Annotated in this window: 16 protein-coding genes; 7 read left to right on the top strand and 9 right to left on the bottom strand. The window is 60.2% G+C overall.

Going from position 1 to position 14,673, the window contains the following annotated elements; all coding sequences use genetic code 11:
• Nucleotides 1-102: 102 nt before the first annotated feature.
• The 4 genes from V0U79_RS05100 to V0U79_RS05085 all read left to right on the top strand — a co-directional run bounded on the left by V0U79_RS05100 (nt 103) and on the right by V0U79_RS05085 (nt 5,303).
• The gene (locus tag V0U79_RS05100) at nt 103-3,093 is read left to right on the top strand and encodes a molybdopterin oxidoreductase family protein (RefSeq protein WP_373696444.1); all 2,991 of its coding nucleotides are present in this window, start codon (nt 103-105) and stop codon (nt 3,091-3,093) included.
• The gene (locus V0U79_RS05095; protein ID WP_330198398.1) at nt 3,090-3,836 is read left to right on the top strand and encodes a 4Fe-4S dicluster domain-containing protein; all 747 of its coding nucleotides are present in this window, start codon (nt 3,090-3,092) and stop codon (nt 3,834-3,836) included. Before V0U79_RS05100 ends, V0U79_RS05095 begins: the two co-directional genes overlap by 4 nt.
• 25 nt (nt 3,837-3,861) lie before the next feature.
• A complete protein-coding gene (locus V0U79_RS05090) occupies nt 3,862-4,812 on the top strand; it encodes a dimethyl sulfoxide reductase anchor subunit family protein (RefSeq protein WP_330198397.1) in 951 nt (316 codons plus the stop codon).
• A gap of 74 nt (nt 4,813-4,886) precedes the next feature.
• Nucleotides 4,887-5,303, top strand: a complete 417-nt coding sequence (locus tag V0U79_RS05085) for a DUF2147 domain-containing protein (protein ID WP_330198396.1) — start codon at nt 4,887-4,889, stop codon at nt 5,301-5,303.
• Between the two features lie 71 nt (nt 5,304-5,374).
• Here V0U79_RS05085 and V0U79_RS05080 read toward each other — a convergent pair whose 3' ends face one another.
• From V0U79_RS05080 to mobA, 6 genes are read right to left on the bottom strand one after another with little or no spacing between them, the layout of a single operon-like run.
• Nucleotides 5,375-6,559 carry a molybdopterin molybdotransferase MoeA gene (locus V0U79_RS05080; protein ID WP_330198395.1) on the bottom strand — a complete coding sequence of 395 codons (1,185 nt, stop codon included), beginning with the start codon at nt 6,557-6,559 and terminating at the stop codon, nt 5,375-5,377.
• Between the two features lie 5 nt (nt 6,560-6,564).
• The gene (gene moaB / locus V0U79_RS05075) at nt 6,565-7,080 is read right to left on the bottom strand and encodes a molybdenum cofactor biosynthesis protein B (protein WP_330198394.1); all 516 of its coding nucleotides are present in this window, start codon (nt 7,078-7,080) and stop codon (nt 6,565-6,567) included.
• The gene (locus V0U79_RS05070) at nt 7,077-7,535 is read right to left on the bottom strand and encodes a molybdenum cofactor biosynthesis protein MoaE (protein WP_330198393.1); all 459 of its coding nucleotides are present in this window, start codon (nt 7,533-7,535) and stop codon (nt 7,077-7,079) included. Before V0U79_RS05070 ends, moaB begins: the two co-directional genes overlap by 4 nt.
• Nucleotides 7,535-7,792 carry a MoaD/ThiS family protein gene (locus V0U79_RS05065; protein ID WP_330198392.1) on the bottom strand — a complete coding sequence of 86 codons (258 nt, stop codon included), beginning with the start codon at nt 7,790-7,792 and terminating at the stop codon, nt 7,535-7,537. Before V0U79_RS05065 ends, V0U79_RS05070 begins: the two co-directional genes overlap by 1 nt.
• A gap of 2 nt (nt 7,793-7,794) precedes the next feature.
• Nucleotides 7,795-8,811 carry a GTP 3',8-cyclase MoaA gene (gene moaA / locus V0U79_RS05060; protein WP_330198391.1) on the bottom strand — a complete coding sequence of 339 codons (1,017 nt, stop codon included), beginning with the start codon at nt 8,809-8,811 and terminating at the stop codon, nt 7,795-7,797.
• 34 nt (nt 8,812-8,845) lie between these two features.
• Nucleotides 8,846-9,382 (bottom strand): molybdenum cofactor guanylyltransferase, encoded by a 537-nt coding sequence (gene mobA, locus V0U79_RS05055; protein WP_330198390.1) that lies wholly within the window; start codon nt 9,380-9,382, stop codon nt 8,846-8,848.
• 126 nt (nt 9,383-9,508) lie between these two features.
• Here mobA and V0U79_RS05050 point away from each other — a divergent pair, with 126 nt between their 5' ends.
• Nucleotides 9,509-10,207, top strand: a complete 699-nt coding sequence (locus V0U79_RS05050; protein ID WP_330198389.1) for a hypothetical protein — start codon at nt 9,509-9,511, stop codon at nt 10,205-10,207.
• 3 nt (nt 10,208-10,210) lie between these two features.
• Entirely contained in the window at nt 10,211-10,978 is a 768-nt protein-coding gene (locus V0U79_RS05045; RefSeq protein ID WP_330198388.1) for a hypothetical protein, read from the top strand.
• Nucleotides 10,979-10,995: 17 nt separating this feature from the next.
• Here V0U79_RS05045 and V0U79_RS05040 read toward each other — a convergent pair whose 3' ends face one another.
• The 3 genes from V0U79_RS05040 to V0U79_RS05030 all read right to left on the bottom strand — a co-directional run bounded on the left by V0U79_RS05040 (nt 10,996) and on the right by V0U79_RS05030 (nt 13,656).
• The gene (locus V0U79_RS05040; protein ID WP_330198387.1) at nt 10,996-11,850 is read right to left on the bottom strand and encodes a glycoside hydrolase family 16 protein; all 855 of its coding nucleotides are present in this window, start codon (nt 11,848-11,850) and stop codon (nt 10,996-10,998) included.
• 328 nt (nt 11,851-12,178) lie between these two features.
• Nucleotides 12,179-12,829, bottom strand: coding sequence for a hypothetical protein (locus V0U79_RS05035; RefSeq protein WP_330198386.1), 651 nt, complete (start codon nt 12,827-12,829; stop codon nt 12,179-12,181).
• 83 nt (nt 12,830-12,912) lie between these two features.
• Nucleotides 12,913-13,656, bottom strand: coding sequence for a hypothetical protein (locus V0U79_RS05030; RefSeq protein ID WP_330198385.1), 744 nt, complete (start codon nt 13,654-13,656; stop codon nt 12,913-12,915).
• A 453-nt stretch (nt 13,657-14,109) separates the two neighbouring features.
• Between V0U79_RS05030 and V0U79_RS05025 the strand changes: the two genes are divergently transcribed.
• The gene (locus tag V0U79_RS05025; RefSeq protein ID WP_330198384.1) at nt 14,110-14,664 is read left to right on the top strand and encodes a hypothetical protein; all 555 of its coding nucleotides are present in this window, start codon (nt 14,110-14,112) and stop codon (nt 14,662-14,664) included.
• Nucleotides 14,665-14,673: the final 9 nt, after the last annotated feature.

Here is a 14,673-nt window from a genome sequence, read left to right as displayed (position 1 = left end):
CACTTCTGAGGATAAGCGGGCAGGAAATATTAGATCATCCGAATAATTGGATGAACGCATGTCACAGCCGGGCCAACCGGCGGGACAAGGGGAGACAAGGGCGTGGTGGCTAACCCGTTCGAAACCGTCAAGGAGAAAGTCGATCTCTCGGTCGACCCCTCTGACGAGGTAAAAACCACCACCTGCTATATGTGCGCCTGCCGGTGCGGGGTGAAGGTTCACCTCAAGAACGGCAAGGTCCGCTATCTCGAAGGCAATCCCGACCATCCGGTGAACAAGGGCGTTCTCTGCGCCAAGGGTTCGGCCGGCATCATGAACCAGAACTCGCCGGCGAAGCTGAAAAAGCCTCTCCTGCGGACCGGCGAACGGGGCTCCGGCGAATTCCGTGAAATCGAATGGGATGAAGCGCTGGCGCTGGCGGCCGAGTGGCTGGGCGATACACGCAGGAAAGACCCGCACAAGCTGGCCTTCTTTACCGGACGCGATCAGAGCCAGTCCTTCACCGGCTGGTGGGCCAAGCAGTATGGCACCCGCAATTTCGCAGCGCATGGCGGTTTCTGTTCGGTCAACATGGCTGCTGGCGGTCTTTATACGCTGGGCGGGGCCTTCTGGGAATTTGGCGAGCCTGACTGGGATCTGACCCGCTATTTCATGATGTTCGGCGTGGCCGAGGATCATGATTCCAACCCGATCAAGGCGGGCATCGGCAAGATGAAGTCGCGGGCAGGGACCAAATTCGTTTCGATCAATCCCTGCCGCACCGGCTATTCTGCCGTTGCCGATGAATGGGTAGGTGTACGGCCGGGCACAGACGGCCTGTTCGTCTTCGCGCTCATCCATGAATTGCTGCGTGCGGAAAAAATCGATTTCGCTTCGCTGGCCCGCTATTCCAACGCACCCTGGCTGGTGATCCAGGATCCCGGTGCCGCTGATGATGGCCTGTTCGCCCGTGGCGAGGACGGCCAGCCACTGGTCTATGATCTGGAATCGAAGTCGCTGGTCAGCTTCTCGACGCCTGATTTCAAACCCGCTTTTGCTGGCGAGCGCACCCTGCCGGATGGCCGCAAGGCCGTGCCGTCCTTCGAGCTGCTGGCGCGGCGCTATCTCTCGGACGCGTATTCACCGGATGCCGTCGCCGAGCAGACCGGGGTTTCGGCGGACGCGATCCGCCGTATTGCTGCCGAGCTGGCCGAAGCCGCTTTCGAGAGCGAAGTCGTGCTGGATGTTCCGTGGACAGATGCCTGGGGCCGCAAGCATGACAAGATGATCGGCCGACCGGTCTCTTTCCATGCCATGCGCGGCATCTCGGCGCACTCCAACGGTTTCCATACCTGCCGGGCCATTCACATCCTGCAAGCGCTTCTCGGGTCAGTGGATACGCCCGGTGGCTGGCGCAACAAGGCGCCCTTCCCGCGCCCGGCGCCGCCAGGGCCGAAACCGGCAGGCCACGCGGCTGACGGCGGGCTGCCACTGGGCGGCATGCCGCTGGGCACGCCTTTTGGTCCGGAAGATCTGATCGTTGATGATGCCGGTGAACCGGTCCGCATCGACAAGGCCTATTCCTGGGAACACCCGCTTTCCGCGCATGGCCTGATGCACATGGTGCTGCACAATGCCTGGGCGGGAGACCCCGAGCCGGTCGACGTGTTGTTCATGTATATGGCCAACATGGCCTGGAATTCGTCGATGAATACGGCGGGGACCCTCAAATACCTCACCGATAAGGATGAGAATGGCGAATACCGGATTCCGAAGATCATCTATTCGGATGCCTTCTATTCCGAGACCGTCGCCTATGCCGACCTGATCCTGCCGGACACGACCTATCTGGAGCGCTGGGATTGCATCTCGCTGCTCGATCGGCCGATTTCCAGCGCCCATGGCCCGGCAGATGCGATCCGCCACCCGGTGGTCCAGCCGGACCGTGATGTCCGGCCCTTCCAGGACGTATTGCTGGATCTGGGCGCCAGGCTGGGCATGGAAGGTTTCGTCAAGGACGACGGCTCGGCGGCCTATCCGGGCGGCTATCCGGATTACATCACCAATCATGTCCGCGGCCCCGGCATCGGACCGCTGGCCGGCTGGCGCGGCAAGGACGGTGATCAGCACGGGCGCGGGGATCCCAACCCTGACCAGCTCGACCGGTATATCGAGCATGGCGCGTTCTGGCATCACGATCTGGCGCCGGAGCAGCAATATTACAAACATGCCAACCAGTCCTATCTGGATTATTCGCATGGTATGGGCTGGATCGGCGCCGCTGCACCGATCACCTTCCAGCTCTATTCCGAAACACTTCAGAAATTCCGCCTCGCCGCGATGGGGCATGGCGCGCATGTACCGCCGGAGCGCCACCGCGAACGGGTGAAGGAATATTTCGACCCGCTGCCGATCTGGTATGCGCCCTTCGAGGATGAGGTCGATGGCGTCGATGAATATCCGCTGCACGCCCTCACCCAGCGTCCTATGCATATGTACCATTCCTGGGGATCGCAGAATGCCTGGCTGCGCCAGATCACGGCGGCCAACCGGCTGTTCATGCATGTCGATACTGCGCGCGAACTGGGCATTGAGGATAATGACTGGGTCCGGGTTTCCAGCCGGACAGGCTATGTGAAAGGCCAGGTCAAACTGGTGCGTGGTGTTAATCCGCAGACCGTCTGGACTTGGAATGCCATCGGCAAACGCAAGGGCAGCTGGGGCCTGTCAAAGGACGCTCCGGAATCCAATCGCGGTTTCCTGCTCAACCATCTTATCGACGAGCTGGTCCCGCGCGGCGCAGAAAAGGCCCGCTATTCCAACTCCGACCCGGTGACCGGACAGGCCGCCTGGTTCGATTTGCGGGTGAAGGTCGAAAAATGTGCACCGGAGGAAGCCGGCCTTACCGATCCGCTCTACCCGGACATCGCGCCCATGCCGGAAGCGCCGGAACGGCTGGATGTGCTGCGCTATGGCAAGGATCTGACCGGCACGCCAACTGCCGGGACCGCCGAGGCCGAAGACTGGATCGCTCATCGCCATGAACTTGCGCAGACCATTGAAGGCATGCGCGACGGCCAATACGGCCGGGCCGGGAAGGGAGACAAGGCATGACGCAACTGCCCTCCACTCCGCCGCAGAAAAAACTCGGCCTGGTGATCGATCTCGATATCTGCGTCGGCTGTCATGCCTGCGCGGTCAATTGCAAGGAATGGAATACGGGCGGACACAGCGCGCCGCTGACCGATCTGGACCCCTATGGCGCCAAGCCCAAGGGAGTCTGGTTCAACCGCATCCACACCTTCGAAGCGCACAATGAAGAGACCGGTGAAAGCCGTACCGTCCACTTTCCGAAATCCTGCCTGCACTGCGATGATGCGCCTTGCGTGACGGTGTGCCCGACGGGCGCCTCCTACAAGCGCGAGGAAGACGGTATCGTTCTCGTCAACGGCGATATCTGCATTGGCTGCAAGCTGTGTTCCTGGGCCTGTCCCTATGGCGCCCGGGAATATGACGAAGACGAAGGCGTGATGAAGAAATGCACGCTGTGTATCGACCGGATCTACAATGAAGCCCTGCCCGAGGAGAACCGGGTCCCGGCCTGCGTCTCGACATGCCCGGCCGGCGCCCGGCATTTCGGCGATCTGGGCGATCCGCAATCGGATGTCTCGCTGCTGGTGGAGGCCCGCGGTGGCGTCGCGCTGATGCCCGAACAGGGAACCCGTCCGGTCAACCGCTATCTGCCGCCGCGCCAAAAGACCGGCAAGGACGTCGCGCCGCGCATGCTTGAACATCAGGATGATAGCAACGAAGGCGCCGGCCTTTTGGCGCGCTGGGTCGACAAGATCCTGTCCTAGAGCTCAACGGAAAGGCTGAACCAAAGTGCATCCCGCGAAATCGGTCATCTTCTTTACGACAGCCTCAGGTGCCGGATATGGCATGTTGATCTGGCTGGCCGTCTTTGCCGGCCTGGGATGGCTGCCGGCCGGTCAGTTGTTCGGCTTCATCGCTTTTGCCATCGCCTTCATTCTGGTTGCCGGCGGTCTGCTTTCCTCGACTTTCCACCTCGGCCATCCCGAGCGGGCCTGGCGGGCGATGAGCCAGTGGAAAACGTCGTGGCTATCACGCGAAGGGCTGATCGCCGTGCTGACCTTCATCCCGACCGGCCTGTTCGCGGCTGGCTGGGTCTTTCTCGGGCGAAATGACGGTGCGCTGCTCATGCTGGGCGCGGCCGGTGCCCTGATGTCCCTGATGACCGTCTATTGCACCGCCATGATCTACGCCTCACTCAAAGCCATACCGGCCTGGTCCAATGTCTGGACGCCGCCGGCCTATCTGGTGCTGTCCCTGGCAACAGGCGCCGTTCTGGTGACCTTTATCTCGGCCGTGTTCGGGCTCGATACCGTGCAGCCGATGATTGTCACTGCGCTGATCGCGCTGGCAGCCGCGCTGGCGATCAAGCTGGCCTATTGGAGTGCGCGCTCCGGCGCTGCCCCCGTCAGCACCTCGGCGAGCGCCACCGGGATGGACCGTTTTGGCAAGGTCACGCTGATCGAGGCTCCGCATTCGGAAAGCAATTATCTCATGGAGGAGATGGGCTTCCGGATTGCCCGCAAACACGCGTCCAAGCTGAGGGCTTATGCCATCGGCCTGGGCTTTCTGCTTCCGCTGGCCCTGTTGGCCGCGGTTGGGTGGACCCAATTGCCCATGCCGGAAATCTGGCTGGGTGTGGCGGTTCTTTCCTGCGCATTCGGCATCATCGCCGAGCGCTGGTTGTTCTTCGCCGAGGCCCGCCATGTCGTCACGCTCTATTACGGGGAGACCAGTGCCTGACGGCTGAATTGGGGCAGGCCGATTCCGGCCCGTTCGTCACAACCATCTGCAAATGCTTACGGGGAGAAAACAGGATGATGAAGTCAGTAATGAGGGTCGCATTGATCGCTGGTGCCGGCATGGCCACAGCGCTGACCGCCGCGCCGGCAATGGCTCAGGACGTCACTGATCAGGCGCTTGGCCGCTGGCATCGGGTCAATCAGGACTGGATCGTGGAATTCGCCATGTGCGGTGAATATCTTTGCGGTGAGATCGTCGAGGGTGAAGGCGTCGATGAGAATACCGGAGAAAGCGTGATCGGTATACAGATGCTGTTCAATCTTGAGCGCCATGACGACGATCAGTGGCGCGGCCGGATGTATAATCCGGAAGACGGCAATGAATATCAGGGCCGGGTCACGATCCTCGGCGAAAACGAGATCCGCATGTCCGGCTGCATTATTGGCGGTCTGATCTGCCGGTCAGAAGAGTGGCCGCGCGTCACCGAATAAAGCTGTACCCTTCATGACAGCATTCCGGCCGGGCTTCTTCATCGGAGTGCCGGCCGGATTTCTTTCCGGCATCAGTCAAGACGCAGAATTTCCACCCTCTCCCCGGCAGCGAGCGGTGGAGCATTCGCCGGACGCCGTATCAGGCAGGTTGAAGACGCCAGCGCTGATTGTGCCGATGAATCCTGATTGTCCAGCGGTCTGACACGCCCGGTGCGCCTGTCTTCCACGGCTCTTACGAAAGTCTCCCGCGAACCATTGGCGGCCAGTTCGGTCCCGGCGGCAGCGGTCTGGAAAACCAGCTCATGAGCCTGGCCGAGACAGGCCTGAATCGCCGTGCGCAGGATCAGCCGCGCCATGACGAGCGCCGAAACCGGATTGCCCGGCAGGCCGATGCACCATGTATCTCCCAGACACCCGAACCAGGTCGGCTTGCCAGGTTTCACGGCAATCTTCTCGAAGCGGAATTGACCGCCCAGTGTCTCAAACGCCGGACGCAAATGATCATGATCACCGACGGATGCGCCTCCAATGGTGACGAGGATGTCAAAATCCCTGGCCAAGGCCAGCCTGGCTTCCGTGTTTTCGCGATTATCGCGGGCAATGCCCAGATAGACGGGCTCTCCGCCCCAGCCCGCGACATGCGCGACCAGTGCCGGCGCTATCGAATTGATGATCTGGTCCGGCCCAGCCTCTTCACCCATCTCCACCAGCTCGTCACCGGTCGAGACAATTCCGATACGCGGCCTGGCGATGACGGACACCACCTCAACACCGGCACTGGCCATCAGTGCGATCGCGTCCGGCGTAATACGTTGCCCGGCAGCGATGAGACGGTCACCTTCGGCAAAGTCGATACCGGCCTTGCGGACATTCGCACCGGGACGAGCCGTATCCTCCAGCCGGACGTGGCCGCCCTGACGCTGGCTGTTTTCCTGTATGACGACCTGATCGGCGCCCTCGGGCAGCGGAGCACCGGTCGAGATGCGCATCGCCTGCGCGGCCTCAAGGGCGGTGGGGGCACGATGCCCGGCGGCCGATTCTCCGGCCAGTTCGAAATTCTGTATGCCATCTGCGAGATCGGCAGACCGCACCGCATAACCGTCCATGGCCGAAGCATTGAAGGGCGGTTGCGTGCGCATCGCGACAACTGGCGCCGACAGGATACGGCCATTGGCCTGCCCAAGCGGGACCGCTTCGCTCTCCATCGGCGAAATGGATTGCTGCACAATCGCAATAGCATCTTGGAGGCTGATCATCCCGGCTAGCGCTCACTGAGCCGCGGGATCAGTTCGACCAGATTGCAGGGCCGGTGGTTACGGTCGAACTCGGCGCGCAGGACATGGTTCCAGGCGTCCTTGCAGCCGCCGGTCGAGCCGGGAATGGCAAAGATATAGGTCGCGCCGGCAATGCCCGCGACAGCGCGCGACTGCAGGGTTGAAACGCCCACAGATTTGAAACTGACCTGGTGGAAGACGGCCGCAAAACCGTCGATTTCCTTGTCGAAGAGCGGCTTCAGCGCTTCCGGCGTGACATCGCGGCCCGTCAGCCCGGTCCCGCCAGTGGTGATGATGGCATGGATGGACGGATTGGCGATCCAGTCCCGGGCCTTTTCCTGAATCTGCCCGACATCATCGGGAATGATGGCGCTGTCGATGACCGCATGTCCTTCCGCGGTGATCTGGTCCCGCAGCCAGGGGCCGGTCTTGTCGCTGGCGGCATCGCGTGTATCGGAAACGGTCATGACGGCGAAGCCGACCTTTTCGGGCATGTCGCTCATGTCTTTTCCTCCATCCAGCGCCGCGCGGCCTCATGATCCGCTTGCGTCGGTTCGATCCAGTGCGGCCCGTCCGTGCGCCATTCGCGTTTCCAGAATGGTGCGCGGGTCTTCACCATGTCGATCATATAGCTCACGCCCGCCAGCGCATCGCGCCGATGGCCGCAGGCACAGGCGATGTGCACAATGGGTGTTCCGACCGCCATGCGGCCATGACGATGGGCGAGCACGACACCGGCGAGGCCAAAACGGCCGGTCGCATCACGCGCTATTCTTTCAAGCGCCTGCAGGGTCAGAACCGGGTGATGCTGAAGCTCGAGGGCTTCCAGCCCCTGTGCTGCGCGCACGAGACCGGTAAAACCCGCCACAGCGCCACAGGCCGGATCTTCAGCCAACCAGTCACTCCAGCGCCCGATATCGAGCGCTTCTCCGGTGAGGATAATCTTCTGACGGGTCATCAGCCGCCCGAGAACGGCGATAGGAAGGCGATCCGGTCGCCATCGGAGAGATCGAACCCTGCCTCCGTTCTCACCAGCTCATCATTTATCGCGATCTGTATATGGCTATCGCCCAGCGCCCCTGCGCCTTCATGCTCGTGCGACAGCCACGCGATCAGGGCTGCCCGGTTCTGCGGTGCCGCATCCGTTTCGAGGCTGAAACCGGCCCCGCCCATGCGGTCGCTGATCGGCCCGTAGAATTCGAAGTGCAGCTTCACGTTCAACCGCCCGTTCTCGCCATGTCCCTGTTCACCGCAGCGCCCGCCCCCTCGGAGACATCGAAGAAATGCCGTTCGGGCTTTTCCATCATGGCCTGGTCCAGCGCGGCTTGAAGCGCAGCGGCACCCTCTTCGCGAATGACTTTACGCAGATCGACCGAGCCATCGCGGCCCAGGCACATGAAGAGCTGGCCGGTACACGTCACCCGAACGCGATTGCAACCAGCGCAGAAATTCTCCGTCAGTGGTGTGATAAAGCCCAGCCGCCCACCGGTTTCCTCGACCCTCACATAGCGCGACGGGCCGCCGGTTGAATCCGGCAAATCACTCAGCGTCCACCGGCTTTCCAGCTGCTCGCGCACGACCGTCAGCGGCAGGAATTGATCGGCGCGTTCAATGCCGATCTCACCCATGGGCATGACCTCGATCAGAGTCAGATCGAAACCCTCGCCATGTGCCCAACGGATCATGTCCGGCAGTTCGGCTTCATTGGCACCCTTTAGCGCAACTGCATTGATCTTCACCTTGAGCCCCGCCAACCGGGCCGCCGCGATACCGGCCAGTGTGCGGTCCAGCCGACCGCCGCGTGTCAGCTCGCTGAACAGATCTGCATCCAGTGTATCAAGCGAGACATTCACCCGCTTCACACCGGCGGACGCGATCCGTTCCGCATAACGGTCAAGCTGGGTGGCATTGGTGGTCAGCGCGACTTCCTCGAGGCCTTTGCCGAGGCGCTCGCCCAGTCGTTCAATGAGAGACACCACATTGCGCCGGACCAGCGGCTCACCGCCGGTTATCCGGATTTTCTTGACGCCGCGGGCGATGAAGGCATCGCAGATATCGCCCAGCTCCTCCAGCGTCAGAAGCTCGGATTTCGGCAGGAAGTCGGGCTGCGCCTTCATGCAATAAAGACAGCGCAGATCACACCGGTCCGTCACCGAGAGGCGCAGATAGGTGATCTGCCGCCCGAAACGGTCCACCAGAGGTGTTTTCGCGGAAAAATCGAACTGCCGGTCCAAGCCGTGCTCCCTTGTCGAGACCCGTTATTGCAAGTCAGGAAGAGGCGCGCAATCGGTCGAGATCATCCGGTGTGTTCACATTGAATAACCGTTGCGCGAGATCATGGCCGGCATCCATCCATTCGACGTCCATTGTTTCCAAAAGCCGGTAGACAGACCGCCCGGACGGCGTTTCGGGCAGGTCCGACCCGGCGGGAATGAAACAGGGCAAGGGATGACCTTTGAAGGCGCGCGGACGGGTAGCGCCGGTCAGCCTGCACAGATCGGCCGCAGTCAGCAGCGGAAGATCGACCGGCAGGAAAAGGTAGCCGCCTGCCTCCAGCCGAAGCGCCTCGATGACATCGAAAATTGCCCGCGCCGGACCGGCATTCTTCATCGTATCGGGGATCGCATCATCGCCGGCACGCCCGCTGATGCGGACCAGGTTACATCCGGCACCTGCCAGCCTGTCGCGCGCATGATCGAGAAAGGATTGCCCCTTCCAGACAAGGCCGGCCTTGTCTTCACCCATGCGGGAGGACTGGCCGCCTGTCAGAATGATGCCGGCAAGTGTGTCCGTGGAAGCGCTCATGAAAATGGTCTCGAGGAGAAATCCGGCTGATGGAAACCAAGCCTAGCAGATGCCGTCTCAACCCAGAAAGTGTTTGCGATGGATTTCAGAGCCTTCCATGCTGTCCTTCGTCGGCGGAGGCAAAGCATGATCCTGCAGAATATCGCTCGCGCCATTCGCGAGCAGAATTACTACGCGGTGGCTATGGAATTCATTATCGTCCTGGCCGGTGTCGTTATCGGTTTTCAGGTCAACGGGTGGAATGAGCGGCGCCACGAGGCTGTACGCGCCGCGGAACTCCTTGAGCGAATAGAAGAAGAATTCCGTACGTTTGAAACCGTCCTGACGCGGTCCGAGCGGATTCATGTCGAATACGAACAGGCGACCGAGAATGTCATCCATGCCATCCGGCAGGATGCGGTCGCCACAACAGATCGCCAGCAAATGATGGAATGGCTGGGCCTGTTGCGCCATGTTGGCCGTCCACCCACGCGATCCGCAGTCTATGCCGAGATGATTTCATCCGGTGAATTGTCGCTTCTGCCGGCAGAGCTTCGCACCGAGTTGTCCCGGTTCGATCAGCAGATCGAGCGCAATGAATATCTCTGGCCGGAAGCGGCCAGCCACCTCACCAGCGCGTCGGCGCTCTGGGATGCCGTCGAATACACATCGCTGAACGATCCGCGCCGGGTGACAGGGTTTGACCCGGAACGGGTTCCGCTGGCGGAATCGGAACTCGAAGCGCTGGTCATTTATCAGGGTGCATTGCGGTTCACTATCACCGCGACTCTTGAAAGCGCCCGGGACATCCTCACCATGGTTGAGGATGGCGGAGGCGGGGACTGAGCCATGATCCTTCAGAATATTGCCACAGCCATACGCCAGCAAAACTATTACGCGGTGGTGCTCGAATTCGTGATCGTGATTGCGGGTGTCGTCATCGGCTTCCAGATCAATGCCTGGAATGAAGGACGTCAGGACAGCGCCGAGGAACGGGACATGCTGGTCCGGCTGTACCAGGACATCGAGGCCAGCCTTTCGGGCCAGGTCCGCGATGTCGCGTATCTCGAACAACAAATTGCCGATCAGTCCATTATTCTGGAGGCGCTCTCCAACTGTGAGGTCCGCCCGGATGACGATCTGATCTTCCAGCGTGGCATTTCGACACTGGGCTGGCTGAACCCGCCACGCCTAAACCGGCGGACGATTGACGAGATCATGGCGGCCGGCCGGACCCATATCATCCGCAACCGGGCGATTCTTGACGAGCTGGCGAATATCGTGGCGACCGTCGAATGGCGCGCCTCCGCCTTTGACGACACGATGAACAGCATGCAGAGCAATCGTCAGCGTATCGAGCCCCATCTGCGATTTCATCTCGACCAGGTGATCGAGAACCGGTTTGTGCCGGGCCACAGGGTGCGAGTCGAATACGACATTACGGACCTCTGTCGGAACCCAGGCCTGATCAATTCTGTCTCTTCCGTCAGCTATCTGACCTATGAGCGCATGGAAGCGTACCGGCCTCTCATCGGTATTTACGAAGACGTCCTGCCGGTGATCGCCGCGGAGCTCGAGACGCGCTGGGGCGTCAGTCCGGCTGAAATGCCGGAGTGATCAAGCCGGATCGCAGCCTAATGCGCGGGCTGGGTCACCCGGACCCAGTCGATCTGGATCGCTGCCCCATTTTCCGCAATGTATTCAGCTGTCTCTGCGGGGAGACCATAATATGGCTCTTCGATGCCGTTGGTCTTGGCCGGGTAGACTCCGCCAATCGCGAGATTGAGAATCAGGTATTTCGGTGTATCGAAACGCCACTCGCCATAATGCTCGACCATGGGCCGGGTCACCCGGTAGATCAGACGGTCATCCACAAAAAACTCTATACTGTCGGCCGTCCATTCAACCGCATAAATATGCCAGGACGTCACGTCCTCTCCCTGCGGGAAGAAGTATTTATTCACGATCGGTGTTTCGCCGGAATATCCCGGACCGTGTAGAGCAACACCGACCCAGTCCGGCTCACCGACATATTCCATGATGTCGATCTCTCCGCTGTCGGGCCATCTTCCATTGCCCAGCATCCAGAAGGCCGGCCAGACGCCTTCGAGGTCGGGCATCCGGATCCGGGCCTCGGCCCGGCCGTAGGTAAATTCGAAATTATCGCGGGTATTGACCCGGCCGGAAACGAAATCGGCCATCCGCCCGGTCGGCGTTTCATATCCATCCGCCCGGGCCAGCGCGCGCAATTCCAGCACACCGCCATCCGCTCCATCGACAGTGCCGGCAGGCAGGATCCTGATGGTTTCCGGGCTATCGATATAAGCCTGCAGCTCGTTATTCACCCAGAGATCAGGGCCTCTGACATTCCAGGCGCTCCGGTCCAGCGCATCGCCATTGAATTCGTCGGCGAAGATCACGACGCGCTCCGGGTTTTCATGGCCATCCATGATGCCCCATACCGTTGCACTCAGGCCGGCTGATACCATCGCTCCCAAAACCGTCGTCCAGGCAAAATTCCGCATTGCTCGCCCCATCCTTGATCCCTGTGAAGCCGACTCTGGCACGCGCGAGCAATGTTGGCGAGGCTGATCGCGTTCAGACCCGACCGTCATTTCAGAACCGGCATCAGGCCGATCCGGGAAAATCCATATTGATGAAACCGGAATAGTGGCGGTCTGCCGGACGAAAGCGACGTGGTCTTACTGGAGGTCGTTTGAATTGGCGAAGTGGGTTCTTTCTGATGTCACCAGGCTGGCGAACAGCCCGCTAACAACGCGTTTCTTCTGACAATGCCATTCAACACTACCCTGTATCCTAATTGTCGTCCCGGTGATCACGACGGGTGCGGCGTGATGGCTGAGCTTGTGGAGCTTCGCCGCGAACCTGATCTGCAGTTCCGCGTCGAGCGGGAACGACCTCACTATCCCGATTACCGGACCTTACGACATCATCGGCGCGAGGGGCATTCTCGAAAGCGGAATCGATGCGATACAGCTCGCGCCAGCCAAGATCCCGTCTAACTTGTGCGTCACAATGGCAGCTTGTGGGCTCGACCAGTTCACCGCTGGGATGACGGTTACAAATCATGGCATCCACCCAACGGTGCTCACCATCGCTAACAATCGGAATCTGTTCGCAAACATTCAGGGCCGCCATAGCGTCACAATCCTCATCGCCAAGGCAGGTGCACTCAGCGGGCGAAGTATGCGTCGTGCACTCAAACCCGAAACCGCCGTTCGACGGACCTGTCGGGATAGCCGATTGCTGGAATGCTTCCGTGGCGCCCATGGTTAACAGCCAAAACCCGGCCAGGATAAAGACGGTTTTTGTCGCATGCATGGTCGGCCTCCAGCTCAGCATCGTGTCTGGACAGCATGCCGCAAGGCGAGAAAGCCGGAATTCCCGAAAAAACAAAACCGGAATTGCGTGAATGCACAGGGCAGTCATCGCAAAGCGAAATTCCATGCGATGGTGGCCCGGGTGTTCCCGGCAAACAAACGCTCAACCAGCTTGATTTCGCACTGCCTGTATTCGCGAAACAGGCGCTGTCAGGGCCGGACTGTTGACGGTAATTGACGCTCTATCGCGTCAATGACGTCGATAGCGGCAGAGCGAAGCAGATCGAATTTACGCTGAGCACTGCGAGCGGCAGAATATCGGCCGGCAACAATTCCCCTGAGCTCGGCATCGATGCGGATCTGGACATAAACCTGGCGCGCGGGATCATCGAGACTTTGAGTATCAGCGGCCATCAGAATGTCACCGACATCGCCCCGGACGGACAAGGCGGGCAGCAATAATTCATCCGAATATCGACGTGCCCGCTCCGCAAATGCTGTGTAATCGCGCAATTCCCGTTCCCAGGTAGCCAGAACGTTCTGGATGCTTCGATCCTCGATGATTTCCAATTGACCCCGGCTGATCAGGCCGTCCAGGACAGGCGTGTCCGCCTCGAAGGTCGGCGCGAACAGGAATACTCTCAGCGTGGATCCGGCAGCCATTATGGTTTCATCGCCACTGTCTCTGGCTTCGGTGATCTGCGAGAACAGCTCTTCACCGCTTGATAAAATCGACAGGTAGAAGGTGCGTTCATCAATTCGCGCGAGATTGGTTGAGAATTCGGCGTGGAGCCGGCCGAGCAGCTCCGCCTCTGCCGTTCTCTCCTCCCTCTCCGCATTCCAGCCCTGGATCTGGAAGCCGATCGCAACACCCGCAATGACGATCACGAATTCGATCGCCACAGCAAACCAGTTCTGCTCACGGACGGCTTTTGCCAAATTTGCCAGGATCATCGGCCTCTCCCCAGGGGAGCATGCGCAATGCCGCGGGTTATCGCAAGGTTGCCATCAACCGAAAACCGGGCGGCCTGAATGGGGCCGCTTATTCCCGGCAGCACCTCAGATATCCGCATCACCACCCGCTGCAAATTGGTGGCACTTCGCGGGTCTTTCTGAACAAGAAAAAACCCTGTCGATGAGATCAGAAAAGTGGCGGTGCTGCCAGACGAAAGCGAAGGGGTCTCAGTAGAGAACACTTCATTTTTCGACGTGGATTCTTTCTCATTTAACCGGACTGGCGAAAGGCCCACCAAAGACGTGCTGTTTCTGATAATCCAACTTGGAACAGCAATATTCCGTAATCAAAGCGGATACCGGAAGAGCATCATTAGCCTGCTTTCTTCGTCTGGCTGTCAAAACGCCATTTTCCTGTTACGCTATCAACCGCCTTCATTCACCGGGGTGTAAATGAAGACAGGGGAAAAGACACCGGAAGCCAACAGCACGCCACCTGCGCGGCGTAGTGGCTGGCGGCTTCGCATACTTGCGGGCCTTGCCGTGCTGATTGTGCTCAGCGCGGCCATTGCCGGGCTGCTCCTGTATTTTCCATCAGCAGATGCTCCGCCGGACGATCTATGGGCGGAAGGTAGCTACACAGCGGATCCGGAGTGTGATCCCTCAACACCGGACTGCGAAGTTTTGCTCGCACCCGTTCCAGCGGGTCATGGCTCTGACGGCACCGGCCCGGCCATCTCCCTGGTTGCATATCCGGAGCTGGACGACCCGATCGCCCAATGGGGGCTTTGCATGGACACGGTTTTTACCTGTCTCGGGCCGCCGGATGACGCCAACGCAACCGAGCGGGCCACTCGCCTGCGCGCCTGCGTGGCCCAGGCCGAATGCCCGCAAGCCTGTCTCGATCGATACGCCGGACAGGCCGGTGGAGACCTGGATGCAGCTGTCGATGCGTTTGAACGGATTTTCGTTGCGGAGGATGCATGGTGCACACCGCAACAGGACTAGCGAAGCTGA

The organism is Hyphobacterium lacteum (assembly GCF_036330345.1).
In the GTDB taxonomy this organism is placed as follows: Bacteria; Pseudomonadota; Alphaproteobacteria; order Caulobacterales; family Maricaulaceae; genus Hyphobacterium; species Hyphobacterium lacteum.
Note: the sequence above shows the minus strand (reverse complement) of the source record. Positions and strands in the feature narration are given on the sequence as shown.

Coding starts and splice junctions, on each gene's coding strand:
- V0U79_RS05040 (WP_330198387.1), bottom strand. CDS start 11,850: ATGGTATCAGCCGGCCTGAGTGCAACGGTATGGGGCATCATGGATGGC.
- V0U79_RS05030 (WP_330198385.1), bottom strand. CDS start 13,656: ATGATCCTGGCAAATTTGGCAAAAGCCGTCCGTGAGCAGAACTGGTTT.
- V0U79_RS05045 (WP_330198388.1), top strand. CDS start 10,211: ATGATCCTTCAGAATATTGCCACAGCCATACGCCAGCAAAACTATTAC.
- V0U79_RS05035 (WP_330198386.1), bottom strand. CDS start 12,829: ATGGAATTTCGCTTTGCGATGACTGCCCTGTGCATTCACGCAATTCCG.
- V0U79_RS05095 (WP_330198398.1), top strand. CDS start 3,090: ATGACGCAACTGCCCTCCACTCCGCCGCAGAAAAAACTCGGCCTGGTG.
- V0U79_RS05025 (WP_330198384.1), top strand. CDS start 14,110: ATGAAGACAGGGGAAAAGACACCGGAAGCCAACAGCACGCCACCTGCG.
- moaB (WP_330198394.1), bottom strand. CDS start 7,080: ATGAGCGACATGCCCGAAAAGGTCGGCTTCGCCGTCATGACCGTTTCC.
- V0U79_RS05080 (WP_330198395.1), bottom strand. CDS start 6,559: ATGATCAGCCTCCAAGATGCTATTGCGATTGTGCAGCAATCCATTTCG.
- mobA (WP_330198390.1), bottom strand. CDS start 9,382: ATGAGCGCTTCCACGGACACACTTGCCGGCATCATTCTGACAGGCGGC.
- V0U79_RS05085 (WP_330198396.1), top strand. CDS start 4,887: ATGATGAAGTCAGTAATGAGGGTCGCATTGATCGCTGGTGCCGGCATG.
- V0U79_RS05050 (WP_330198389.1), top strand. CDS start 9,509: ATGATCCTGCAGAATATCGCTCGCGCCATTCGCGAGCAGAATTACTAC.
- V0U79_RS05070 (WP_330198393.1), bottom strand. CDS start 7,535: ATGACCCGTCAGAAGATTATCCTCACCGGAGAAGCGCTCGATATCGGG.